Source organism: Pseudarthrobacter woesei (genome assembly GCF_055412745.1).
The window spans coordinates 69614-92005 of record NZ_JBVAYU010000010.1 but is presented as its reverse complement, the minus strand read 5'-3'; the positions used below and the strand labels follow the sequence as shown (position 1 = coordinate 92005).

Genomic DNA, 22392 nt, shown 5'->3' with positions numbered 1-22392 from the left:
GTTGCGGGTTTGCCTGGAGTAGCTTGTCCCCATGGCCAGGGAAGAAACCACGCTCGCCGTCAGCAGCCCGCACGGCACCCGGGAACAGCGGATCTCGAGTCCGGGCCGGGTGCTCTGGCCGAAGCTGGGCCTGACCAAGCTCGACCTCGCCCGCTACATCGTCGACGTCGGGGATGCCTTCCTGGCGGCGAACGGCGATAGGCCGGTCACCCTCCAGCGGTTCTCCGAAAACATCGGCGGCGAACAGTTCTATTCGAAGAATCCGCCCAAGGGGGCGCCGGACTATGTGCGGTCCGTGACCGTGGTCTATCCGAGCGGCCGCTCGCACCCCCAGTTGGTCATGGACGAGGTCGCAGCCGCGGTCTGGGCGGTGCAGATGAACACGATCGTGTTCCACCCCTGGCCTTCGCGGGCCGGTAACACGGACAATCCCGACCAGCTGCGGATCGATCTTGACCCGCAGCCCGGCACCGGATTCCAGGACGCCATCCCGGCCGCCCAGGCACTGCGGTCCGTCCTCGCCGAGGCGGGACTGACCTCCTTCATCAAGACGTCCGGCAACCGCGGGCTGCATGTCTTTGCCCCCATCGAGCCGCGCCGCGAGTTCCTCGACGTACGCCATGCCGTCATCGCGGCTGCCCGCGAACTGGAACGCCGGATGCCGGAGAAGGTCACCACCGCGTGGTGGAAGGAGGAGCGCGGCACCCGGATATTCGTTGACTTCAACCAGGCGAACCGCGACCGTACGATGGCCGGGGCCTACAGCCCGCGGGCCCTGGAGAACGCCACGGTCTCCTGCCCGATCGGCTGGGACGAACTGGAGAACGCCGACACCCAGGACTTCACTATCCTCACAGTCCCACAGCGGCTCAGGACCATCGGCGACCCCTGGGCGGAGATGCACTCCACCGCCGGCACCCTTGAAGTCCTGATGGGCTGGTGGGAGCGGGATCTCGCCGCCGGGCTGGGGGAGCTGCCTTTTCCGCCGGACTTCCCGAAGATGCCGGGCGAACCGCCGCGGGTCCAGCCCAGCCGGGCGCGCAACAAGGACTAGGCGACACTCTCCGCGCTACACCCCGAGCAGCCGCTTGCCGTTGAACCAGCAGACGGCGCGCAGCCAGTCGTCGTCGAGCGCCGGCTCCTGGTCGCGCAGTCGTTCCAGCGATTCCAGCTGATGGGCGTAGGGGTAGGGGATATTCGGGAAGTCGCTGCCGAGCACGATCCGGTCCGGCAGTTCCGCAAGCCGCGGCAGCAGTTCGCTCGGGAATGGTGCGGCGGCCTCGAAGAAGTCCGTGAACGCCATGGTTGTGTCCAGGTGCAGGCGCGGGTACGTCTCGGCCAGGGCAAGGAACTCGGCATACTCCGGTGCCCCCAGATGGGCGACGACGGCGGTCAGCCCGGGATGCCGGCGCATTACGCCCTCGAGCTTGTCGGGGCCGGTGAACCCGGGCCGCGGAACGGGTCCGCTGCCCACATGCACCACCACCGGCACGCCCGACTCGGCCAGCAGCCCCCAGACCGGGTCGAGAACCGGCTCGCGCAGGTCGAAACCGCCTACCTGCGCGTGGATCTTGAACACCCGGGCGCCGCGCTCCAGCGCCGATTGAACCTGCTCCAGAACGCCGTCTTCGGGGAAGAACGTTGCGCTGGGAACGCAGTCCGCCTCGGTTGCCGCCAGCTTGAGCGCGAAGTCGGTGAGGTCCGCCGCCATCCCGGGCCGGTGCGCGTAGGTCAGCGCTGTGAAGTGACGGACACCCAGCCGGCGAAGCTGCGCCAGCCGCCTCTCTTCGTCCCAGCGGTAGGTGATCGGCCAGGGGCGGCCGACCAGCGGTCCGGCTTCGTCGAAGTGGGCCCAGACCCGCAGCAGCATCCGTTCCGGCAGGAAGTGCGTATGGATGTCGATCAGGCCCGGGAGCCCGAGTGCTTCCCACCACCGCGGAACATCATCGTCGTGCATCGGCTCCATCTGGGCTTCCCTCCACCTCGTCCGGCCACACAGTCCACTGGCACGGCCCACACCCAGTGTGCCATCCCGTGGTTTCCGCTGCGCGAATGCTCCCGTGACGCGGAAACGGCCCGGCGCTGCGGGGATTCGCGTAGCGCCGGGCCATCGGGATGTCGCGGGGCCGAATCCGCAGCGATATTCGCAGTCATGCCGGACGAGCTACTCCGGGAGCCAGGACCACCCGCAAAGCCTTCCCTGACAGGCGGGCGCACGCGCTGGTGATCAGAGGCCACCGTGCCTGTCAGGCATGGTGGCTTCAGCCCGTCACAATGTGCCGGTTCTGGAGCCCCCGCACCGGGATAGGCAGACCCGTGAGGTTTGCTAACCTCTAGCGGCTTGCCGGACAAGCCCGCTAGCGCCGAAGCGTCCGGAGGATCCCGCGCACGGAAATCCCGACCGCACACACCACGGGAACCAGCCCCGCGAGCAGCGCGATGGTGTTGGGGCGGAACACCACGTTCCCGCCCGCGCCGCGGCCGTAGACTCCCAAGGGGAGCACAAAGCCGCCGCCGCCACCGCCGCCGGCGCGATTGCCCTCGCCGTCGGCGTCGTCGCTCCCGCCGCCCCCGAATCCGAAGGAGACCAGGGCCACCGGGATCAGCTCTTCACCGTCCACCTGCACGGGAGCGCCGTACGCCCTGGACACACCTACGTTCCTGAACGACTCCGCGAGAGACGAGAGAGCTTCCGACATACCAATCACCATAGGCTCCGGACCCGGTGCGCGCCAGAGACCGGCTGCACCGGGCGGAATTCTGCCGAATTAAGGGACGTCTGGCCCCTGTTGGAATGCGGGGGCTGCGAATAGATTGGGGCCAAGAGACGCCACCGGAAGAGAGGCAGCGGTCATGACGGCAACGAGGGGTGCGGCATCACGGCTGGCCGAGGCGCTGGCCATTGTCCTGGGCACCAAGGAGATCCCGCTCCGGCTTCAGGCCTGGGACGGCTCGGAGGCCGGGCCGGCCGGTGCGCCGGTGGTTGTGTTCCGGTCGCCGCGGGCCCTGCGCCGGATCCTGTGGTCACCCGGGCAACTGGGCCTCAGCCGCGCCTACGTTGCCGGAGACATAGACGCCCCCGGCGACGTCTTCGAGGCGTTCGCCGCACTGAGCTCGGCCGGGAAGTTCGCCGAGCCCGGCCCCTTCAGCCGGCCCACGGCCCGCGAACTCGGGACGATCCTCACCACTGCGGTCCGGCTCGGGGCGCTGGGACCGAACCCGGCGCCGCCGGCGGAGGAAGCAAAGGCCGTCCGCGCCGGCCTGCGGCACACCAAAAGGCGCGACGCCGCAGCCATCTCGCACCACTACGACGTCGGCAACGACTTCTACGCCCTCGTCCTCGGCCCGTCCATGGTCTACTCCTGCGCGGTCTGGAACGATCCAGGCACCGGCCTGGACGCGGCCCAGAAAGCGAAGATCGACCTCGTCTGCCGCAAGCTGGGGCTCCGGCCGGGCATGAGGTTGCTCGACGTCGGCTGCGGCTGGGGCAGCCTTGCCCTGCACGCCGCCCAGAATTACGGGGTCGACGTCGTCGGCGTCACCCTGTCCACGGAGCAGGCGGCGCTCGCCGGCAAACGGGTGGCGGACGCCGGGCTGACCGACCGGGTGGAGATCAGGGTCCAGGATTACCGTGACGTCGACGACGGGCCGTTCGACGCGATCAGTTCCATCGGGATGTCAGAACACGTGGGCCGCGAGCAGATGCCCACCTATGTCTCCCGCCTGCACGGACTGCTGCGGCCCGGCGGCCGGTTGCTCAACCACGCCATTTCCTGGAACGCAGGACCCACCGACCCGGACCCGGATTCCTTCATTCCGCGGTATGTTTTCCCTGACGGCGAGATGCTGAGCCTCGCCGAGACGGTCGGTGCACTGGAGGCCGCAGGCTTTGAGGTGCTCGACGTGGAGGCGCTGCGCCGGCACTACGCCCTGACTCTGCGGGCCTGGGTACAGAATCTGGAGGAACACTGGACGGAGGCCGCGCAAGTGGCGGGCGAGGGGCGGGCACGGGTGTGGCGGCTCTACATGGCTGCGAGCGCCCTTGGCTTCGAAGCCGGTATAACCGGCGTCAACCAAGTCCTGGTGCAGCGGGCCGGCGGCGCCGAACCGCCGCTGCGCAGGAGCAACTGGAGCTGAGAGGACGCCGGGCTGCCCTTCGCGGCGGACCGGATCAGCCGTTGCCGTGCGTCCTAATAAACGCTGCCACGGATGCCGCCAGCGATGCCCCGAGGTCTTCCGGACTGCGCGTTTTGCCCGCCACCTCGAAGGTGTGACCGCCGCCCTCACACCACTCCAGGGTGGCAGAGGGGCCGATCCGGGCAACCACTGCCTCAAGCAACCCGGGAGCCGCGAACGGATCCCGTGTTCCCTGCAGGAAAAACATGGGCAGGGTCAGCCCGTAGAGATGCCCATCGCGGATCTTCTCCGGCTTGCCCGGCGGGTGGAGCGGGTAACCGAGGTAGACCAGCCCGGCGGCCGGCATCCCATCTGCCGAGGCCATCGAGGCCATCCGTCCGCCGAATGACTTTCCGGCAGCCCACAGCGGCTCGCCGGCCGCCCGGGCGGCGGCCTCGTCCATGGCGGCGCGCCAGGCCGCGATCGCCGCCGGCGGACGGTCCGGGAACTTCCGGCCGGCCTGGCGGTAGGGGAAGTTGAATCGGAGGGTCGCGACGGACTCCTCATTCAGCGCCCGGGTGAAGCCGGCCAGGAACGGGTGCTCCATCCCGGCTCCTGCTCCGTGGGCCACGACGAGCGTCGCGAACGGCTTGTCGGGCCGGGCGTAGACACCCGAAACGACGGTCTCGCCGACGGTAAAGCTGATGGGGAACTCGGGGGTGGCCATGTATCCATGATGCCCGGTGACACCGGCATCCGCCGTACGTGGACCGGACCCGGGCCGCGGTGTTTGGGCGGCGCTAGGCTGTCCTCATGAGCAATACCGAAGTTGCCCCCCAGGAAATCCTTTGCGAGGCCGACACCAGCTGCGGTGGTGTGGAAATTCTGGTTCCGCGGCAGGTTCCGTTGGGCGGCCCGCGGGCGATGGATGTGCGCCGTACCCTTCCCCAGCGCCAGCGCAGCCTGATCGGGGCATGGTGCTTCCTGGATCACTACGGCCCGGACCGTATCGGGGAGACCGGCGGTATGAGAGTTCCACGGCACCCGCACACCGGGCTGCAGACTGTCAGTTGGCTCTTCACCGGAGAGATCGAACACCGCGACTCGGCTGGCTTCCACGCCGCCGTGCGGCCGGGCGAAGTCAACCTGATGACCGCCGGCCGCGGAATCAGCCACTCAGAGTTCTCAACTCCTGCCACCCGGGTCCTGCACGGCGCACAGCTCTGGGTCGCCCTGCCGGACACCGCCCGCCAGATGGAACCCACGTTCGAGCACTACCGCCCCGAACCTCTGGGCGGGGAAGGCTGGACGATCCGTGTCTTCCTGGGGTCCCTGGCCGGCTCCACGTCGCCGATCACCACCCACACTCCCCTGTTGGGGGCCGAGATCCTCCTCGACGCCGGGGCCACACTGACGCTAAACATCGAAGCGGGCTTCGAACACGGCGTGCTGGTGGATGAGGGAACCCCCGGCCTGGACGGGCACCCCGTCTCCAAGGACCACCTGGCCTACCTGCCGGCCGGACGCGCCTCGCTGACCCTGACCGCCGGCGTCGAACCGTTGCGCCTGCTGCTGATCGGCGGGGAACCCCTCGGCGAAAAGATCGTGATGTGGTGGAACTTTGTCGGCCGCAGCCACGAGGAGATCGTCGAGTACCGGGCCCAATGGCAGGCCGAGATCGGCGCCGAAATCCGGGCCGAGGCCAGCGGCGGAGTCGGCCGCCCGCGCTTTGGCACCTTCCCGGCGGGGGATCCCGCACCGCTGCCGGCACCGGTTCTCCCTACCGTCCGGATGCGCCCCCGCGGCTGACCCGGGGGTCTTAGCTGTTGCGGGGTCTGGCCCTTGGGATCGGCGGCCCAAAGGTCTGGCGCGTGTCCCACCCCGTTCGTGACGAACGCCTACTACTCTCTAGGGTCCGCCCGCAGCAGCGAACTGGCGCCGGCACGAGGCCTATGCCGCGCCGGCCGCCGGCTGGAGCCGGGCGCCCGAAGCGAGCAGCGCCTCAATTACCGGGGAAGAACCGGGCCGGGCCAGGAGGTAACCCTGCCCCATGCGGCAGCCCAGGCCACGGAGCAGGGCCAGCTGTGCGGGGTCTTCGATGCCCTCCGCGACCACATCGAGCTCGAGCTTCCGGGCCAGGCCGAGGATGCCTTCGAGCATGGCCGCCGACGCCGCATCCGAACCTTGCCCCGACAGGAACGAGCGGTCGATCTTCAGGATGTCCGCTGGGAGCTCCGCCAGCGTACTCAGTGACGAGAACCCAGTCCCGAAATCGTCGATGGCAATGCGGACGCCGAAGCTTTTCAACCGGCGGAGTGCGGTGACACCGCCGTCGACGCTGCTTGCGAGTGCTGTTTCCGTGACTTCGAGGACCACCCTGTCCGCCTGGGCTGCGGGATCCGACAGGATGCTTTCGATCGCGGCCAGGTTCCGGCGGCTGGGCAGTTGATGCGTCGAGAGGTTGACGGAAACCCAGAGGTTTTTGCAGTGGCTTATCGATCTGCGCCAGGCGGCGGCCTGGCGGCTCGCGGTGGTCAGCACCCAGCAGCCGATCGCATCGATATCCCCGGTCTCTTCGGCAAGGGAGATGAACTCGGCCGGCTCAAGGCGCCCGAGCGTGGGATGTTCCCAGCGCACCAGGGCTTCAACACCAAGGATCTCCCCGGTACGCAGATCGGCCACCGGCTGGTATTCGAGCCGAAGCTGCCTCGCGGGCACCGCCGTGGCCAGATCGGCACGGAGGACAGCGCGGTACGCCATCTTGTCGTAGCCCTCGGCGTCGAAGAGCTGATAGCGGCCCTTGCCGCCGTGTTTGGCGGTGTACATTGCGAAGTCAGCCTGCCGCAGCAGCTCTGCGGGGTCGCCGGTCTGGTGCCGTCTCTGGGCAGCGCCCATGCTGACGGAAACCTTGAGGCGGACTTCGCCGACCGGGAACGGCACCCGGAGCGCGTCATGGATCCGTTCGGCGATCTCCCCGGTGACGGAACTGTCGCCGTCGTCCATGACCACGATTGCGAACTCGTCGCCGCCGAGGCGGGCGACAAGGTCTTGGGAGCGCACGCAGCCCTGGAGCCGTCCGGCGAGCTGGATCAGCAGGGCGTCGCCGCCTTCGTGCCCCAGTGAGTCGTTGACGTCCTTGAAATCGTCGACGTCGATGATCAGCAGCCCCTCGTGCCGGGACCGGCGGTCCGCGCCGGGCTTGAACGACGCCGTGAGGCGTTCCGTCAACGCCGCGCGGTTGGCCAGCCCGGTGAGGGAGTCATGGGTGGCCCGGTGGGTCAGAGCCGCATGGCTGTCGTGGACGGTCGCGGCCATGGCGTTGAAGGCCTCGGCCAGCTCGCCGAGCTCGTCGCGGCGGATAACGTCGATACGGTGGCTGTAGTCGCCGGACTGCAGCCTGAGCACGCCGTGGTGCAGGCCTTCCACGGGCCGGATCAGGAATTTGACCATCCGGCTCCGGAAATACACCACACCCGCCGCGGCCAGCCCGAAGAGTGCGCTGCGGGCCGCGATCACGATCTGCTGGAGTTCGGCGCTGTACGCCAGGCCGGCGTCCATCGACTCAAGGGCTGCGCGCTGGATTCCGTCCAGCAGCGCACGGACGCCGGCACCGGACGCGGCGAGGGCCGGAGACCCGGCCACACGGTTTCCTGCAAGGGTCTGCACCTGGCTGCCCCACAGGCCGTGTTCCGCGAGGCCGTTCTGCCACTGTGCCCGGGCCGTGATCGCCATGGACTGCATGTCCCGCTCTGCCGGCAGGAGACGGACGGCGTCATCGAAGCGGCCGGAGATGTCTTGTTGCTGCTGGAGGAACGTTGTCCGGTCGGCCGGAGTGTCGGACAGGAGCTGATGACCGGTCTGTTCGTGGGCATCAAGGGCGGAGCGCAGTTCCGCGACGATATCCGACTCGCGGTGGAGCTGCGCGGCTGCCTCCTGGACCTGGTCCATAACGCCCCGGACCCCAACAATCGTGGCCAAGGCGCCGACCAGCAGTGCCACCAGCATAAGGGCGAAGGCTTTGGACCATTCGCGCTTCAGGCTCCAGGTGCGCCTGGCGCGTCCGGCGCCGGGGCCGACGTCGAAAGCCCCGGTACCGGATGTGCCGGTGCCGGAGCTTTCGGTAACATACTGGCCGTCAGCGGGGGCGTCAGCAGCGATCGGAGGCTGGCCCTCCGGTTTGGTGGTCCAGTTCCGCATGATTCCCGCCTCCGGCCGCGTGCCGGCACGTGCCGCATCGTCAATGAGGAGCGTATCCGAACGCCCTCCCGCCGGACATGTCGGCCGGGGTCGTGGCGCGTTTGTGAAGCGGACGTGACGTTAGCTCATGCAGTCAGCGCAGTACGAGTGGCCTGCCTTCTCGCGGGCGAGCTGGGAGCGGTGCCGGACAAGGAAGCACGAGTAGCACGTGAACTCGTCTTCCTTCTGCGGAATGACGGTTACCGTCAATTCCTCGCCGGACAGGTCCGCGCCCGGCAGTTCTACGCCTTCAGAGGTGTCAGCCTCATCGAGCTCACGGGTGACGCTGCGGGCGTCCGGCGCATTCGCGGAGCGAAGGGCCTCCAGAGAGGCGTTGCGTGATTCCGCGACGTCGGATCGAACTTCGTCATAGTCGGTTGCCACCTGGTTGATTCTCGATTCCGTTGTTCTGAGTTTCCCGGGATTGAACGGTACAGCATCCAACCGTTAATTTGCCGGGTGTAGGGGCCATGCGTGCAGTGACGCTCGCGACACCGTCGATTGGGGGGGGCAGGATCCGTGCCGGCTGCGGCACGCCCCGGAAGCCTACCCTTGAACTGCCTCACTGCACAGAAGCGGTGACGGAAGGCCGGACGGTCGCCGCGCGGGGACCCGTATCCTGGGCACACTCTCTTTCGAACACGGCAGGACCACTCTGACTGCCCTTGCTTATCTGTTCCGTGATCGTCGTCCGGATTTCACACCGTGTTAATGCCCCGAGCCTAGGCTGATTCCTCAGGCACCATCCGCCAGAAGGGATCCAATATGGCCGATATTGCTGCAGTGCTGGGGCGGCTCACCCCGGAGGAACTTGATGGCCTGCGGGCCCTCGGCCCCCAGGGGCACCTGCCCAGACACCTCACCGATGCGCTGGACCGGGCCGCCGGCGGGCCGGGCGCCGGGCGCGGGTACTACGTTCCCAATGGCAGCGTCAGCCTCACCGGGGGCCCGCATCTGGTCCTGCGCAGTGATGTTACGGGCTGGCTCTTCGGATCCGCCGCGGAGCTTCCCTAGGCCGGCGGGGGCGATCGGTCCGTCCCGCTCGGCGGTGCCGCTTCCGCCTCTGAGATGTTCCAGAGGGGAAGACGGCTGCATCAACGTGGTCCTGAGGCGGAAGAGGAGGCCCGGAGGCGGCATACTGTCTCTGAGGAGAGGAGTCCCCCGATGAGGATTCTGATGGTGGAGGATGAGAAGGTCCTGGCAGAGACGGTACGCCGGGGACTGGTGCACGAGGGCTTCGTGGTCGACGTTGCCCACGACGGAGTCAGCGGACTGTCTGCCGCGACCGAGAACGCCTATGACGTCATCCTGCTCGACCTCATGCTGCCGCTGAAGAACGGCTATGACGTCCTGAAGGAACTGCGGCAGCGGAAGGTCTGGACTCCGGTGCTGATGCTCACAGCGAAGGACGGCGAATATGACCAGACGGACGCCTTTGACCTCGGCGCCGACGACTACCTGACAAAACCGTTCAGCTTCCTGGTGCTGGTGGCTCGGATCCGGGCGCTGATCCGCCGCGGAGCTCCCGAGCGGCCCGTCGTGCTGACGCTGGGTACCCTGACCCTGGACCCGGTGGACCGCACGGTCCGGCGGGGCGGAACCCTGATCAGCCTTACGGCGCGGGAGTACGGGCTGCTGCAGTACCTGATGCGCCGGCACGACCAGATCGTCTCAAAGACGGAGATCCTGGACAACGTCTGGGACTCCGCCTTCGACGGCGGGGACAACGTGGTGGAGGTCTATATCGGCTACCTCCGGCGCAAGATCGACGCCCCGTTCGGAGTGAACAGCCTGGCCACGGTGCGGGGGATGGGGTATCTGCTTAGTGCCGGCCGGATCCCTGAGCGCGCGGCAGGGCGGCAGCCGGGGGCGTGACCGGGGAGGGAACCGGGATCTCGGCCAGCGGGAACACCATTTCAAAACGACAGTCACCTGCCTGGCTCTCGGTGGCCCGGATGGTCCCGTGATGCGCCGCCATGATCCCGGCCGCGATGGCCAGGCCGAGTCCGCTGCCGCCGCCTTCCCTGGACCGGCTCTCGTCGAGCCGGACGAACCGCTCGAAGATCCGTTGCCGCTCCGCCTCGGGGATCGGATCGCCGTCGTTGTCGACTGACACGACGGCTCCTTCGGGGCCGGTGCGGAGGCTGATCCTGATCCGCGACAGCGCATGGCGGTCCGCGTTGTCGAGCACGTTGCGCAGCACCTGCGCCAGCCGCCGGGCATCTCCCTTGATCCTGACGGGGGCGAGATCGGCCGTGACCTGGTGCTGCCCCGCCGAGCGCAGGTGGCGGACTTCCTGCTCTACGACGTCGTCCAGGTCCACATCCGCGGACTCGATGCTGAGACCGCCGTCGTTGGCTTTGGCCAGCGTCAGCAGGTCCTCCACAAGGTAGCGCATGCGGGCTGTCTCGCCGGACAGGACGTCCTTCATCTGGATCCACATCGCACCGGACGGATCCGCGGCGGCAATCTCCACGCCCGCGCTCAGGGTCGCCAGGGGGCTGCGCAGTTCATGGCTGGCATCGGAGACGAACTGCCGCTGTTCACGGTCCGAGGCCTGCAGCCGGTCCAGCATCGTGTTCATGGTCTGGGCGAGGGCCTGCAGCTCGTCCCTCGTGGGCGGGACGTCGACGCGCCCGTCGAGCCTTTCGGCGTTGATCCGCGCCACCTGCCCCCGGATCATTTCGACGTGGCGCAGGGACCGTCCCACCAGGAACCACATGGCGATGGCGACGACGGCCAGCAGGAGGGGCATGGCGGCGAGCATTAGCCAGGCCACCGTGGCGACCGTGTCAGCCTGGACCTGCGCCGAGGAGGCGACGACGATCGTGTAGTCCATGGTGCCCAGCCGCGTGCCGGCAGCGGTCACATGGAAGTCGTCGTTGTTGCCGATGTTCGGGAGGCTGGACACGTCCTGGACCACGGTCTGTCCCGGTCCCGGACGAAGGGCCGACAGGGGCTTGACAGCGATCTTGGGCTCGGAACCCGCCACGACATCACCATTGGGACCCAGCAGCTGAACGAACTGGCCCGCGTATCCGGTCGAAAGGATGTATTCGATCGCATCCTCGATGTCTTGGTCCACGGCCAGCTGGGCGATGACATCCTGAGTCTTCTGCCGGGCCGACGCTTCGGTCGACGCGGTCAGTGTGGTCTGCAGCAGGACCAGCCAGATCAGGCCACCGACCAGCAGCGCCATCGCCACGACGGCGACGGCGGTCGCGGTTGCGCGCTTGCGCACGCCCCAGCGGTTCCGGCCGCGCTGGGGCCGAACGTCCGCGGAATCGGACGGGGCCTGGTCCATGTTCCAAGAATGGGGCAACGGCGGGCTCCGGACAACAGCCGAAGGGCACTTTTCTTCACGCCCGCGTGGACCCCTGCTTCTCAGCGTCCTCTCAGGTGCTATCAGGCACAGTTAGTACACGACGAAGTTCAACTGGATACGGGACGCGTTTCCCGAACCACGACAGGCTACCGGCCGCACGCTCTCCTCAACCAGTGTGCGGCCGGTCATCGTGCGCCCGGCGAACGGCGGCGGCGCCTATATCCTGACGCGGATGAAAAGCGGGTCCATCGGCTGGCCGGCGGCGTATTGGCCGTCGAACAGCTCCGATCCTTCCGGCGAGATGACGACGTCCACGTGCTCCCAAATCAGGGATCCCGCGACGTCGATGGGCGCCGCGGCCCGCACGAAGGCTACGGTCGTGCGGTCCTGGCCGCCGCCGTCACCGGTGCTGATGGACAGGACCCCGCTGCCGCCGCTGAAAGTGATCCAGGGATCCAGCAGCCGGACCAGCAGCATCCCGTGGTGGCCGGAGAGGCGGACATCGCCCAGAAAGCGCAGCACACCTGTCCCGCGGGCGGCGTCGTAGTCGGAGGCGGCGGCGGCGGCGAAGCAGAACAGGCCCGATTCAAGCACAGTGGCGCCGTCGGCCGCCGAAACAGACCCGTCCGGCAGGCTGCCGATGTAGTCGATAAAGCTCCGTTTGATGCCCCAGCTCAGGCCCAGCGGAGGCATCGGATCGGTTGAAGCGGACACTGGGTTCACGAAGGTTCTCCTGTGGCTGAAAGGCTGGTCTCCTCCTGAGCCTAGCGGCGGACGGCCGGCGGCGTGAACCACAACCCGGTGCCCGGACATCCGGGAGCGTTGCGATGACGTTCACGCCCACGTCGCGGCGATCGAGATGTCCGCCGGCGCCGGACACAACGGCAGGATCCGGCCCCGGATCCGGTGTCCTGTTACCTCCGACGGACACCTCCTCGCGCGGTCTTGCCGTCGGCAGCCCCCTGGGGCATGAATACCGCCGCCGCCGGGGCCGGTCTTGGCCGGCGATGTGCCCTTGGGTGTTGGCACTGGGCAGAAAACCGTGGCAAATGCCGAGAACCTGCAAAAGCTGCTATTCGCGGAGGCCATTGGTGCGCCCTGGAGCTTGCCGTACCGCGCGACGGGATCGAATTGCGCGCCGTGGCCGTCCCTGAAGAGATGACCGAAATCACGCCGGAACGCTGAATTTTACGTCACAGCATGAAGATGAAGATTCTCAACGGGGATATTGGTATTCCAGCGAAACAGCGCTCGTGTTGACCCTAATTGGGCGCATTATGGACAGCAATTAGCCGTTGTAGATGGAAATCCGCGGGGACTTCGGTGCACCCGGGGATGCCGCGTCCAGAAATGGATTTCGCCAGGCGCCCGCGGTCAGGAGATCCTCTGCGTAGTCTCCGGGTCCGCACCAGCGGGCCGGCCGCCGTCGGTCCGTGATCCGGCGGATCACGCCGCCAAGCCTGGCGTAGGAGTCATCAAGGGTCCAACCATGAGGGCAGTCTGTCCACACCGAGGTCATGGCGAGGGCTCCCCTCGGAATTGCGTGACTCATGTCCGCGCCTTCCTGCGCTGGAGAGAACTGCCGGCCGCTCCGACCGTACGGGCGGGCCCTTTCGAAAAGCTGGCAGGGCGGATCCGGGGAGGAAAGCAGCCTGGGCTGCGCTATCGTCGGTTCTTGCCGCCCGACGGGCTGGTACTTGATACCGCAACTCCCAGCGGCGTAGCGCTACTTGGCAGGCCGGACAAGTACTTGCAAAATCCGTTCCGCCGCTTACTCGGCAGTACTTCCCGGTGTACCCGACTTTTCCTTTCAGTAAAGAACGGGTAGTTTCATTGCTTGTTGTGCCCCTTTTGGCATGTCACGGTTTCAGTGGAAGCCGGAAGGAACAGCATCTCAGCACTGCATAGTTCCGTTGAGGATTCGGCTCCCTAAATTGCGATTGGGTTCGTTTTACCTGGGGAAATCGGAGAACATCGTGGAACATTTAAGCGGTTCATCACCCGCCATTTCGGTAAGGCTTTTCGGAACATTCGAAATCAACCGTGAAGGGACGACGCTCACCGCCGCAGACATGGGCGGCTGCAAGCCCCGGCACATCTTTGAAATTCTCCTGCTCAATCTGGGGACGCCCGTCTCCAAGACCCGTCTGATCGAAATCCTCTGGGGTGCCAGCGCCACTGACGGCGCCGTCGCCACCCTGGAGAGCTACGTCAGCGGCATCCGGCGGGCCATCCAGCCCGGCCACACCAAAACAGGACCGCTCCGCACAGCTAACAGCGGCTACGTCCTGGATCCGCAGCTCGTGGACCTGGACCTGTCGAACTTCCATCGGCTGGTGCGCGCTGCAGGCCAGTCCGCGCCAGCCGAGGCGCACGCGCTGCTGCTTCAGGCTTTGGAACTCGCCGCCGAGCCGCTGCTCGGATTCGAGCTGGTGGCCGACTGGGCCGACGAGGCCCGGACGCGCCATGCGGCCGAAAAGGTGGCAGCCCAGATCTTCGCGGCGGAAACCGCCGCCTTCCTGGACAAACCCGACGTCGCCATCCAGCTGGCCCAGGCGGCCGTCCGCTCCGAGCCGCTCAACGAGCGGGCATGGACGGTGCTTGTGGCCGGCTACGAACAGGCGGGGCTCCCGGTTGAGGGCCTCTCAGCCTACGACCGCTGCCGACGGCTCTTCGACCGCGATCTTGGCTGCGCACCGGGACCAGCCCTCCGGGCAGCGCACCTGCGGCTCCTGCGGCAGCGCGCCGAGGGCAACACCGAGCTCTCCGAGGTCCTGGCCGCACTGCTCTACCTCGGTGACCGGCTCCATGGTCCCAAGTGCCCGCAGCCGGGGGTGCCGGATTCACGCCGCATGCAGGAGAATGCCGGCCGGGTCCTGGATTCCTTCCTTCAGCGGGTCCGCGCCGCCGTCTGAACGAGCCTTCCCCTGGGCAGGCGCCGGGAAAGGCCGCGCCAGCTGCCGGCGGGGCACGCGGGCCGCGGCGGGCCCCGGACGCCGTCGTGGGTCCGCGTACAGGGGACAGCACCTCGGGCTCCATGCTCCAATCCGGGCCGCCCGGGCGCCGGCATTGAGCGCCGCGGGCGTCGCGGAGTTAGCTTGATCACGTGGTCCGCATTCGTCGAAAATCCGGTCCCGACGGGGCCCATACTTAGTATGAGCCCGGCGGACTTTTCCCCACCGCGAGGCAGGAGGAGGGTCCATGAAAACCTTGAGAACTTTGAAAAGTGCCGTCACGAACGAGTACTTTCCCGCTGCGGCGGTGCTGTCCGGCGTGGTCCTGTTCTGGGCTCTGGGGCTGTTCGGCGGACTGTCGCTGCTGAGCACCAACCAGACGCTGCTGATCACGATCACGTGGCTGCTGTTCGTCTACAGCGCAGCCGTCCTCTCGCCGGTCGCCGGAATCCTGGCCGCCATTGACCTGACCCAACGCTGGCTGCGGAACCGGCAGCAGCGCGGCGGGGCACCTGCGGGCACCGCACCCGTATAGGGCCGTCGGGCAGTTTTTCCCGAAACGATTACTCGAAGCGGGACGGGTCGCCCATGCCGCGCCGGACGATTTCTGCCACGCCGCTGGAGTAGTCGATGACGGTGGTCGGCTCCGCCCCGCAGTCGCCCGAGTCGATCACGGCGTCGACCACGTGGTCCAGCCGCTCCTTGATCTCCCAGCCCTGCGTCAGCGGTTCTTCCTCATCCGGCAACAGCAACGTGCTGGACAGGAGGGGCTCGCCCAGCTCCGCCAGCAGGGCCTGGACTACGTGGTTTTCCGGGATCCGCACTCCGACGGTCTTCTTCTTGGGGTGGAGCAGCCGCCGTGGAACTTCCTTCGTGGCGGGCAGGATAAACGTGTAGCTGCCAGGCGTCACTGCCTTGATGCTCCGGAACACATCGTTGTCGATCTGCACGAACTGGCCCAACTGGGCGAAGTCCTTGCAGACCAGCGTGAAGTGGTGCTTGTTGTCAAGGTGGCGGATCGCCCGGATCCGGTCCAGGGCATCCTTGTTCCCCAACTGGGCGCCCAGGGCGTAGCAGGAGTCGGTGGGATAGGCGATGAGGCCGCCTCCCCGCACGATTTCGACCGCCTGGAGAATGGAGCGCGCCTGGGGGTTTTCGGGATGAACATCGAAGTATCTCGCCATCCCACGAGCTTACGCCCGACGGCGGTCCGGCCGCCTCGGCGCTGGCCGAACCCGCTTCTCGAGCTGACGGCAATACCGACAACGACGCCGTGGATCTCGTGGCTGAGCGCAGCCGTAGTTGCGACGTCGCAGTGGTCCAGTGCGGCCTCGATGCCACCGTTGGTGCAGCACACGCCGTTCGCCCGCGTTGTCGTTCGCCCGCGCAGTTTCGCCCGGCTCAAGTTCGCTCGCCACGTCCACTGGCCGGACGACGTCGCCGGCGTCAGCCTGCGAGCGCCGCAAACATGACCGCCATCGACGCCGCCCCGACGAGTTCCAGGATCGTGTCGCCCCGGCCCCGGCCCCGGCCCATGAGGGCGTGAGGACGGAGCCCCCGGAGCAGGTGCACGGCCCACGCGGCTCCGGCCGCCCCAAAGACAACGGCCAGGATGAGCGCAGGCCGGCTGGACCAGTCCTGTCCTGATCCCGGCAGTGGCAGCCAGCCAGCGGCGCCGATGTGATGCGCCGTCTGACCCGGGACTCCGCCAGCCCCGGCACCGCCGGCTTCCGCACCGTGCGCCCGGCTGAGGTCCATGGCCGCGAGCATGTATGCCGTGGCGGCCATAGCGAGGGCGTTGTAGAGGGGCCGGCCGCGGCCGGAGTGTCCCGGTTCGGCACCAGCCACCCCTTCGGAACCATGCGGGGCCAGGGCCGCGGCGCGGATGACGAACCACCAGGCGGCCAGCACAAACACGAGTATCTGGGGAAGGGCAGGGCCGCTGACGCCGGGGAAGAGCATAAGAATCATGGCGGTCATCATCAGGGCATGGAGCCCGTAGTCGACCCGCACGGCCGGCGCTTGATTCCTGCCGGCCCGGAACGCCGCATAGGACGCCGCTCCCAGCAGCAGCGCGGCCATGGCCCAGCGGAGGGCTTCGTCGGCAATCACCGCTACCTCATCGCTCCTGCCTCATCCACACGGCCCGGCCACCAGTGCCGGATCAGTGCAGCTCGTCGTGGTGGATCCGCTCGTCGAGTTGCCGCAGGGGTTCCCCGCTCCCGCTCCATTGCCTCGCGATGATCTCGGCGGCGATGGACACGGCGGTTTCCTCGGGCGTACGGGCACCCAGGTCCAGCCCCACCGGACTGTGCAGCCGGGACAACTCATCGTCGCCGAGTCCTGCCTCTCGCAGACGGGAGATCCGGTCCTCATGGGTCCGCCGAGATCCCATGGCCCCGATGAAGGCGACCGGGCTGCCGCGCAGAGCCACTTCCAGCAAGGGGATATCGAACTTCGGATCATGCGTCAGGACACACAGCACGGTCCGCTCGTCCACGAGTCCCTTGTCCAGCTGCTCGGACAGGTAGCGGTGGGGCCAAGCGTTGACGACTTCGGCCGCGTCGGGGAAGCGGGCCGGGGTGGCGAAGATCGCCCTGGCATCGCATACCGTGACGCGGTAACCCAGGAAGGCTCCCAGCCGGGCGAGCGCCGACGCGAAGTCGATCGCCCCGAAGACCAGCATCCGCGGCGGCGGGGCGTAGCTGGCGAAGAAGACACGCATCCCGGAGTCCAGCCGTTCGCCGTCGAGCCCGTAGCTCAGGACCCCGGAGCGGCCCGCGGCGAGCAGCCCCTGGGTGTCATCGCCCACGGCCTGGTTGGCCCGTTCGGAGCCGAGGTTGCCGTCGAAGCCGTCCGGCCGCACAACGAGGTGCCGGCCAAGCCAGCCGCTGTCCGCGTGCTCGATCACTGTGGCGACCCCCACCCGCCGTTCGGCGGCGATGTCGTCCCTGACAGCGTCCAGCTCCGCGAAGCTCCGCCTGGAGACCGGCTCGACGAAGATGTCGATGATCCCGCCGCAGGTCAGGCCGACGGCGTAGGCGTCGTCGTCGCTGATCCCATAGCGCACCAGGACCGGTGTGCCATCCTCCCTGACCCGGGTTGCCAGTTCGTACACCGCGCCCTCGACGCAGCCGCCGGAAACCGAGCCGGCGGCTTCGCCCTCCGCGGTGACCAGCATGGCCGCCCCGGGGAGCCGCGGGGCGGACTTGAACGTACTCACAACGGTGGCCAGGCCCGCGGTGCTTCCCTTCTGCCAGCCCGACATGAGGGCCGCGAGCACATCACGCATCGGCGGCCTTCAGCTTTCCGTATAGCTTGATCACCCGGAACGCCGACCGCCGGCCGGCCCAGTAGGCCACGCAGGCCACGACCGCCACGATGGCCAGGACCTTGCCGGGGTTGGAGAGTTGGTCCGCCGCGATGCCTTTCGCGAGGCTCAGCGCGTCGAGGCTGCCGGAGGCGGCGGGAGCCGGGGACGACGGCGTCGTGGTTGCCGTCGTGGTTGCCGCAGCCGAAGCGGCAGCGGCGGGAGCGGGCGCGGCGACATCCGCGGGGGCGGACGGGGAGGCCGGGGCAGCTTCTGCCGCCGGGGCCGGCTCCGCGAGCATTGCCTGCAGGTTGCTGGCGAAGAGGGCCATCATCTGTTCGGTGACGCTGCCGATCACACCCTTGCCCATCGCTGCAGCCTTGCCGGAGAGCGCGATGTCGGCGCCGACCGTGCCCTTCGTGGTGCCGCCGGCCTCTTCGGTCAGCGACAGGGTCACCGTAGCCGCGGCGGTGCCCTGGCCGCGGGTTTCCTGCGCCTTGCCGCCGAGGACGGCCCGGTGCTCGGCGGCGTTGCGCTCGATGACGTTCAACAGGCCCTTGTACTGCATGTTCACCGGGCCCAGCTTCACGGTCATGCCGGCCTGGTAGGCGTCGTCGGAGAGTTTGTTGAGGATCTGGGCGCCGGGCACGCAGCCCGCCACACGTTCGAAATCCATGAGGGCGTCCCAGACCCTGTCGATCGGTGCGACTACCGAGAATGTGCTGTCAATCTGCATTAGCCCGTCCTTCTCTCAAGTGATGAGTGGCCGTCGCCGCGAATTGCGGCCGCCACCTCGGTCAAAGCCGTGTAGCTGTGTCCGCTAACGAAGGCATCGCAGTAGGGCAGGGCCGCCGCCATGCCGCCCACCAGCGGCTCGTAGCCGGGAGCCGCCTTGCGGGGGTTCACCCAGACGATCCGGTATGCCAGGCGCCGGAGCCGGGCCATCTGCGCCGCCACCTGGCCCGGATCCTCCTGGGCCCAGCCGTCCGAGAAGATCACGACCACCGCACCGCGCGCCAGCCCGCGGCGGCCGTGTTCGTCCACGAAACGGCGGAGGCTGTCGGCGATCCGGGTGCCTCCGGCCCAGTCGGGGGCTGCAGCGGCGGCCCGGGCCAGCGCCTCGTCAGGATCGCGCAGCGACAGTTGCCGGGTCAGCCGGGTCAGGCGCGTGGAGAACACGAACGCCTCGGCCCCGGCAGTGGCCACCGCGCCCTGCACCAGCGACACGAAGACCCGCGCGTACGGTTCCATTGAGGCCGAGACGTCGCACAGCATCACCAGTTTGCGCCGTTGCTCACGACGCCGGGCGTAGAGCAGCCGGGTGGTGTCGGAGCCGGAGCGCCGGGCCGCGCGGACCGTGGCGCGGACGTCCAGCCGGGCGCTGCTGTGGGCGGACTTTCGGGTGCGGCGGCTCAGCCGTGTTGGCGTCGCGAGCAGCAGCCGGGACGCCAGCCGCCTGATCTCGAGGACTTCCTCGGGGGAAAGCTCCGCGAAGGCCATCCCGTGCAGGTGCTCCTCGGCCGAGGCCATGGCCAGGACGGCTTTCCGCTCGGCAGTGTCACGGTCCCCGGAACTGTCCGGCCCGGCCGAGGCAAGCGCGGGATGCGGCTGTTGCCGGGCGGGGGCAGCCTGGGTAGCGCGGTTGTCTGCGGGGGAGGGCCTCGTGCGGGCCTCGTCGTACCCTGCCGACGGCGCAGCGGCCGGCGCCCCGGGACCGGCGGGTTGGGCGGCGGGGTCGAAACCGCCGCGGAACACGGCCGAAAAGACGGCGTCGAACACCGGGAGCTGCCCGCGCGTGGACACCAGCACCACCCGGGACGTCCAGTAGAGCTTTTCGACGTCGCTCGGAGGGACAAGCCGGAGGGCCTCGGCCAGCCGGACCGCACCGTCCGGGGAGCAGGAGAGCCCAGCGCGGCGCAGCGCGGTGATGAAGGCAGCGGACAAGGTGGCTGTCTCCACCGCCGGGGGTGGCACGGCCTCAGCCACCGGTGCCGTCCACCAGCCAGTCGGCCCCGCGGGCGCCGACCAGCTCCAGGTCATCCCGGTTCTTGACGATCGAGCCCCAGGTCCGCTCCGCCGTCGTGGCGTCAACGCGATTGATGCCCAGCACGGCGAGGGCGGACACCCAGTCGATGGCCTCCGAGATCCCCGGGGGCTTGGCAAGGTCCAGTCCGCGCAGTTTCGTGATGACGGCCGCGGCCTGTAGCGCCAGCGGGCCGCTGCTGGCCGGCACCCGGCGGCGCACGATCTCCGCGATCCGGTCCGGTCCGGGGTAGTCGATCCAGTGATACAGGCAGCGGCGGGTGAGGGCATCGTGCAGGTCCCGGGTCCGGTTGGAGGTCAGGATCACGATCGGCGGATGGGTGGCCCGGATGGTGCCAAGCTCAGGGATGCTGACAGCGGCCTCGGCCAGCAACTCAAAGGTGAACGCTTCGAACTCGGCGTCGGCCCGGTCAATCTCATCCAGCAGCAGAACCGCCGGGCGTGGGCCGGGATGCTCGATCGCCTGGAGCAGCGGCCGCCGCAGCAGGTACTCGGGGCTGAACAGATCGGCTTCGGTCACGGTGGCGTCGTGAACCTCGGCCAGCCGGATTCCGAGGAGCTGCCGCTGATGGTTCCACTCGTAGAGGGCCTCACCGGCGTCGATCCCCTCGTAGCATTGCAGCCGGTACAGCGGTGTATCGAGGAGTTCTGCCAGGGCTTTCGCGGCCTCGGTCTTGCCCACGCCGGCCTCGCCCTCCAGCAGGATGGGCTGCGGCAGCCGGACGGCGAGGAACAGCGCCGTGGCCAGTCCGACGTCGGCGAGGTAGTCGTTCTTGTCCAGCGCCGCCATCAGCGCGGGGACATCGGGAACCCTGCGCTGCACGTCCTCCTCCGCGCCGGTCCGCGCCGCCGTGTTCACAGCACACCGTCCCGCTCGGCCAGGATTCGCCGGTAGTCCTCTTCCGTGTCGACGTCCAGCGGGACGGAGCCGGGCACAGTCAGCTCGACGACGTCGTCCGCCCGCTGTTCCAGCAGCTTCCAGACCGCCTTGTCGCCGTGCAGGGCCGACAGCTCGGGCAGGAGCGCCTTGGAAAACGCCAGGGGATGGCCCAGGCCATCGTCATAGCGGCACACCGCGATGCCGGGCCGGTCTGGCGGCGGCCCGGTGAAGAGCACGTCAAGGAGCGCCCGCACATTCGCGGCGCTGACCCCCGGCTGGTCCCCGAGAAGGAGGACCAGGGCATCGGTGTCCGGGTGCAGCACGGCCATTCCTGTGGCAACGGAGGAGGAACAGCCTTCACCGAAGTCGGGGTTGACCACAATGTCGCATCCGCTCGTGTCGACACTGCGCTGCACCTCCGCGGCCGCGCCTCCCAGCGCCAGGACCGTCTGCTCAAAGCCGCAGTCCCGGGCGGTGGCCAGGACGGCCTCGAGCAGTACGCCACCGCCGTAGGGCAGCAGCTGCTTGGGCCGGCCGAGACGCCGGGATCCTCCGGCCGCCAGGATCAGGCCGGCGGTCCTGGGTATTGGGGGTGACGGCTCAGGTGCCAAGGGCATAATGCTCCGGATCCTTGCGGAAAGCGGCACGGCAGCCGGGCGAACAGAAGTACACGGTGACCCCGTTGTGCACAACATGCAGCGACGACTCCGCGGCGGCGACGCTCATTCCGCAGACCGGGTCGATCGCGGTGCCGGGGGCCGCTTCGGCCGGGGCAACCGGCGCGGCGGGTGGTGCCCCGTGCCGGGTCCTGGCCCGTTCCTGGATGAGCTGGGCCAGGATCGAGAGGGCTACTTCGCCCGGGGTACGGGCCCCGAGCTGCAGACCGGCCGGGGTGAAGACCCGTGAGCGCTGTTCCGCGTCAATCTCGAGCGAGTCCAGCACTGCGGCGCCCCGCGTCGCGCTGGCCACCAGCGCTACATAGGGCACTCCGGCTCGAAGGGCTGCCTCGAGGGCGACCTCCTCGGCCTTGCCATGGGAGGCAACGATCAGTGCCGCATCGTCTGCCCGGGGCGACGCCGATTCCCCGTCGGTGAGTTCCACGGCCAGGCCGACGCCGGAACCGAGCGTCTCGAGAGCCTGGGCTACCGGCGTCGTGCCGACCACCAGGACGCGGGGCGCGGGGATGCGCGGCTGCAGGAAGATCTCGATGGCGCCGCCGCTGAGGCACGGGTTCGAGACCTCGGCGGCGCCCTCCTCGGTGCTGCGCGAGGGCTCGCCGGGGATCACGCGGAGCAGGAGCGGTTCTCCGGACGCGAGCACCTGGAGGCTGTACTCCCGCACCGACGCTTCGACGCAGTTTCCGCCCACGAATCCTTGGATCTCCCCGGTGGGAAGCACCAGGGCGGTATCCCCGGCGTGGGCGCTGGTGGGCCGCTGGGCGCGGACCACCGTGGCGTGCACGAACGGCTCACGGCGGGAGGCGAGTTCATTCGCCCGGGCCGTAAGGGACTCAACGGTCGGGGCCATG

The 22392-nt window shown here is 68.4% G+C and carries 23 protein-coding genes; 7 read left to right on the top strand and 16 right to left on the bottom strand.

Annotated elements, in window-relative coordinates:
* Positions 1 to 31 precede the first annotated feature (31 nt).
* Positions 32 to 1054, top strand: coding sequence for a non-homologous end-joining DNA ligase (gene ligD / locus ACZYZE_RS14635; RefSeq protein WP_463908445.1), 1023 nt, complete (start codon positions 32 to 34; stop codon positions 1052 to 1054).
* A 15-nt stretch (positions 1055 to 1069) separates the two neighbouring features.
* Here ligD and ACZYZE_RS14630 read toward each other — a convergent pair whose 3' ends face one another.
* Positions 1070 to 1966, bottom strand: a complete 897-nt coding sequence (locus ACZYZE_RS14630; protein WP_463908443.1) for an amidohydrolase family protein — start codon at positions 1964 to 1966, stop codon at positions 1070 to 1072.
* Between the two features lie 391 nt (positions 1967 to 2357).
* Positions 2358 to 2651 (bottom strand): hypothetical protein, encoded by a 294-nt coding sequence (locus tag ACZYZE_RS14625; RefSeq protein WP_463908441.1) that lies wholly within the window; start codon positions 2649 to 2651, stop codon positions 2358 to 2360.
* 202 nt (positions 2652 to 2853) lie between these two features.
* On the opposite strand from ACZYZE_RS14625, the gene ACZYZE_RS14620 reads away from it, so the two are divergent.
* Complete coding sequence (locus ACZYZE_RS14620) at positions 2854 to 4137, top strand: class I SAM-dependent methyltransferase (RefSeq protein WP_463908439.1); 1284 nt, start codon at positions 2854 to 2856, stop codon at positions 4135 to 4137.
* A gap of 34 nt (positions 4138 to 4171) precedes the next feature.
* On the opposite strand, the gene ACZYZE_RS14615 is transcribed toward ACZYZE_RS14620, so the two are convergent.
* The gene (locus ACZYZE_RS14615; RefSeq protein ID WP_463908437.1) at positions 4172 to 4843 is read right to left on the bottom strand and encodes an alpha/beta hydrolase family protein; all 672 of its coding nucleotides are present in this window, start codon (positions 4841 to 4843) and stop codon (positions 4172 to 4174) included.
* A gap of 86 nt (positions 4844 to 4929) precedes the next feature.
* On the opposite strand from ACZYZE_RS14615, the gene ACZYZE_RS14610 reads away from it, so the two are divergent.
* Positions 4930 to 5925: a pirin family protein gene (locus ACZYZE_RS14610; protein WP_463908435.1), complete on the top strand. Its 996-nt coding sequence runs from the start codon at positions 4930 to 4932 to the stop codon at positions 5923 to 5925.
* 141 nt (positions 5926 to 6066) lie between these two features.
* On the opposite strand, the gene ACZYZE_RS14605 is transcribed toward ACZYZE_RS14610, so the two are convergent.
* Together ACZYZE_RS14605 and ACZYZE_RS14600 are read right to left on the bottom strand one after the other, a co-directional pair.
* The gene (locus tag ACZYZE_RS14605; RefSeq protein ID WP_463908433.1) at positions 6067 to 8313 is read right to left on the bottom strand and encodes a putative bifunctional diguanylate cyclase/phosphodiesterase; all 2247 of its coding nucleotides are present in this window, start codon (positions 8311 to 8313) and stop codon (positions 6067 to 6069) included.
* Between the two features lie 120 nt (positions 8314 to 8433).
* On the bottom strand, positions 8434 to 8736 hold the full coding sequence (locus ACZYZE_RS14600; RefSeq protein ID WP_056426952.1) for a DUF4193 domain-containing protein: 303 nt from the start codon (positions 8734 to 8736) through the stop codon (positions 8434 to 8436).
* 381 nt (positions 8737 to 9117) lie between these two features.
* Here ACZYZE_RS14600 and ACZYZE_RS14595 point away from each other — a divergent pair, with 381 nt between their 5' ends.
* Positions 9118 to 9366 (top strand): hypothetical protein, encoded by a 249-nt coding sequence (locus ACZYZE_RS14595; protein WP_463908431.1) that lies wholly within the window; start codon positions 9118 to 9120, stop codon positions 9364 to 9366.
* Between the two features lie 150 nt (positions 9367 to 9516).
* The gene (locus ACZYZE_RS14590) at positions 9517 to 10227 is read left to right on the top strand and encodes a response regulator transcription factor (protein ID WP_463908428.1); all 711 of its coding nucleotides are present in this window, start codon (positions 9517 to 9519) and stop codon (positions 10225 to 10227) included.
* Here ACZYZE_RS14590 and ACZYZE_RS14585 read toward each other — a convergent pair.
* The 3 genes from ACZYZE_RS14585 to ACZYZE_RS14575 all read right to left on the bottom strand — a co-directional run bounded on the left by ACZYZE_RS14585 (position 10175) and on the right by ACZYZE_RS14575 (position 13229).
* Positions 10175 to 11656 carry a sensor histidine kinase gene (locus ACZYZE_RS14585; RefSeq protein WP_463908426.1) on the bottom strand — a complete coding sequence of 494 codons (1482 nt, stop codon included), beginning with the start codon at positions 11654 to 11656 and terminating at the stop codon, positions 10175 to 10177. The genes ACZYZE_RS14590 and ACZYZE_RS14585 overlap by 53 nt on opposite strands.
* Before the next feature lie 237 nt (positions 11657 to 11893).
* Positions 11894 to 12400: an HtaA domain-containing protein gene (locus ACZYZE_RS14580; RefSeq protein WP_463908424.1), complete on the bottom strand. Its 507-nt coding sequence runs from the start codon at positions 12398 to 12400 to the stop codon at positions 11894 to 11896.
* A gap of 565 nt (positions 12401 to 12965) precedes the next feature.
* A complete protein-coding gene (locus tag ACZYZE_RS14575) occupies positions 12966 to 13229 on the bottom strand; it encodes a hypothetical protein (protein ID WP_463908422.1) in 264 nt (87 codons plus the stop codon).
* A 424-nt stretch (positions 13230 to 13653) separates the two neighbouring features.
* Here ACZYZE_RS14575 and ACZYZE_RS14570 point away from each other — a divergent pair, with 424 nt between their 5' ends.
* Positions 13654 to 14592: an AfsR/SARP family transcriptional regulator gene (locus tag ACZYZE_RS14570; protein ID WP_463908421.1), complete on the top strand. Its 939-nt coding sequence runs from the start codon at positions 13654 to 13656 to the stop codon at positions 14590 to 14592.
* 286 nt (positions 14593 to 14878) lie between these two features.
* Complete coding sequence (locus ACZYZE_RS14565) at positions 14879 to 15166, top strand: hypothetical protein (RefSeq protein ID WP_463908419.1); 288 nt, start codon at positions 14879 to 14881, stop codon at positions 15164 to 15166.
* Positions 15167 to 15194: 28 nt separating this feature from the next.
* Here ACZYZE_RS14565 and ACZYZE_RS14560 read toward each other — a convergent pair whose 3' ends face one another.
* The 8 genes from ACZYZE_RS14560 to ACZYZE_RS14525 all read right to left on the bottom strand — a co-directional run bounded on the left by ACZYZE_RS14560 (position 15195) and on the right by ACZYZE_RS14525 (position 22391).
* The gene (locus tag ACZYZE_RS14560; RefSeq protein WP_463908417.1) at positions 15195 to 15815 is read right to left on the bottom strand and encodes an L-threonylcarbamoyladenylate synthase; all 621 of its coding nucleotides are present in this window, start codon (positions 15813 to 15815) and stop codon (positions 15195 to 15197) included.
* 262 nt (positions 15816 to 16077) lie between these two features.
* Complete coding sequence (locus ACZYZE_RS14555) at positions 16078 to 16743, bottom strand: DUF5134 domain-containing protein (RefSeq protein WP_463908415.1); 666 nt, start codon at positions 16741 to 16743, stop codon at positions 16078 to 16080.
* A 52-nt stretch (positions 16744 to 16795) separates the two neighbouring features.
* Complete coding sequence (locus ACZYZE_RS14550) at positions 16796 to 17923, bottom strand: XdhC family protein (RefSeq protein ID WP_463908413.1); 1128 nt, start codon at positions 17921 to 17923, stop codon at positions 16796 to 16798.
* Positions 17916 to 18677 carry an SRPBCC family protein gene (locus ACZYZE_RS14545; protein ID WP_463908412.1) on the bottom strand — a complete coding sequence of 254 codons (762 nt, stop codon included), beginning with the start codon at positions 18675 to 18677 and terminating at the stop codon, positions 17916 to 17918. The genes ACZYZE_RS14550 and ACZYZE_RS14545 overlap by 8 nt, the downstream gene beginning before the upstream one ends.
* Positions 18677 to 19885 (bottom strand): vWA domain-containing protein, encoded by a 1209-nt coding sequence (locus tag ACZYZE_RS14540; protein WP_463908410.1) that lies wholly within the window; start codon positions 19883 to 19885, stop codon positions 18677 to 18679. The genes ACZYZE_RS14545 and ACZYZE_RS14540 overlap by 1 nt, the downstream gene beginning before the upstream one ends.
* 34 nt (positions 19886 to 19919) lie before the next feature.
* Positions 19920 to 20843, bottom strand: a complete 924-nt coding sequence (locus ACZYZE_RS14535) for an AAA family ATPase (protein WP_463908408.1) — start codon at positions 20841 to 20843, stop codon at positions 19920 to 19922.
* On the bottom strand, positions 20840 to 21481 hold the full coding sequence (locus ACZYZE_RS14530) for a nucleotidyltransferase family protein (protein WP_459318025.1): 642 nt from the start codon (positions 21479 to 21481) through the stop codon (positions 20840 to 20842). The genes ACZYZE_RS14535 and ACZYZE_RS14530 overlap by 4 nt, the downstream gene beginning before the upstream one ends.
* Positions 21465 to 22391 carry an XdhC family protein gene (locus tag ACZYZE_RS14525; RefSeq protein ID WP_463908406.1) on the bottom strand — a complete coding sequence of 309 codons (927 nt, stop codon included), beginning with the start codon at positions 22389 to 22391 and terminating at the stop codon, positions 21465 to 21467. Before ACZYZE_RS14525 ends, ACZYZE_RS14530 begins: the two co-directional genes overlap by 17 nt.
* Position 22392: the final 1 nt, after the last annotated feature.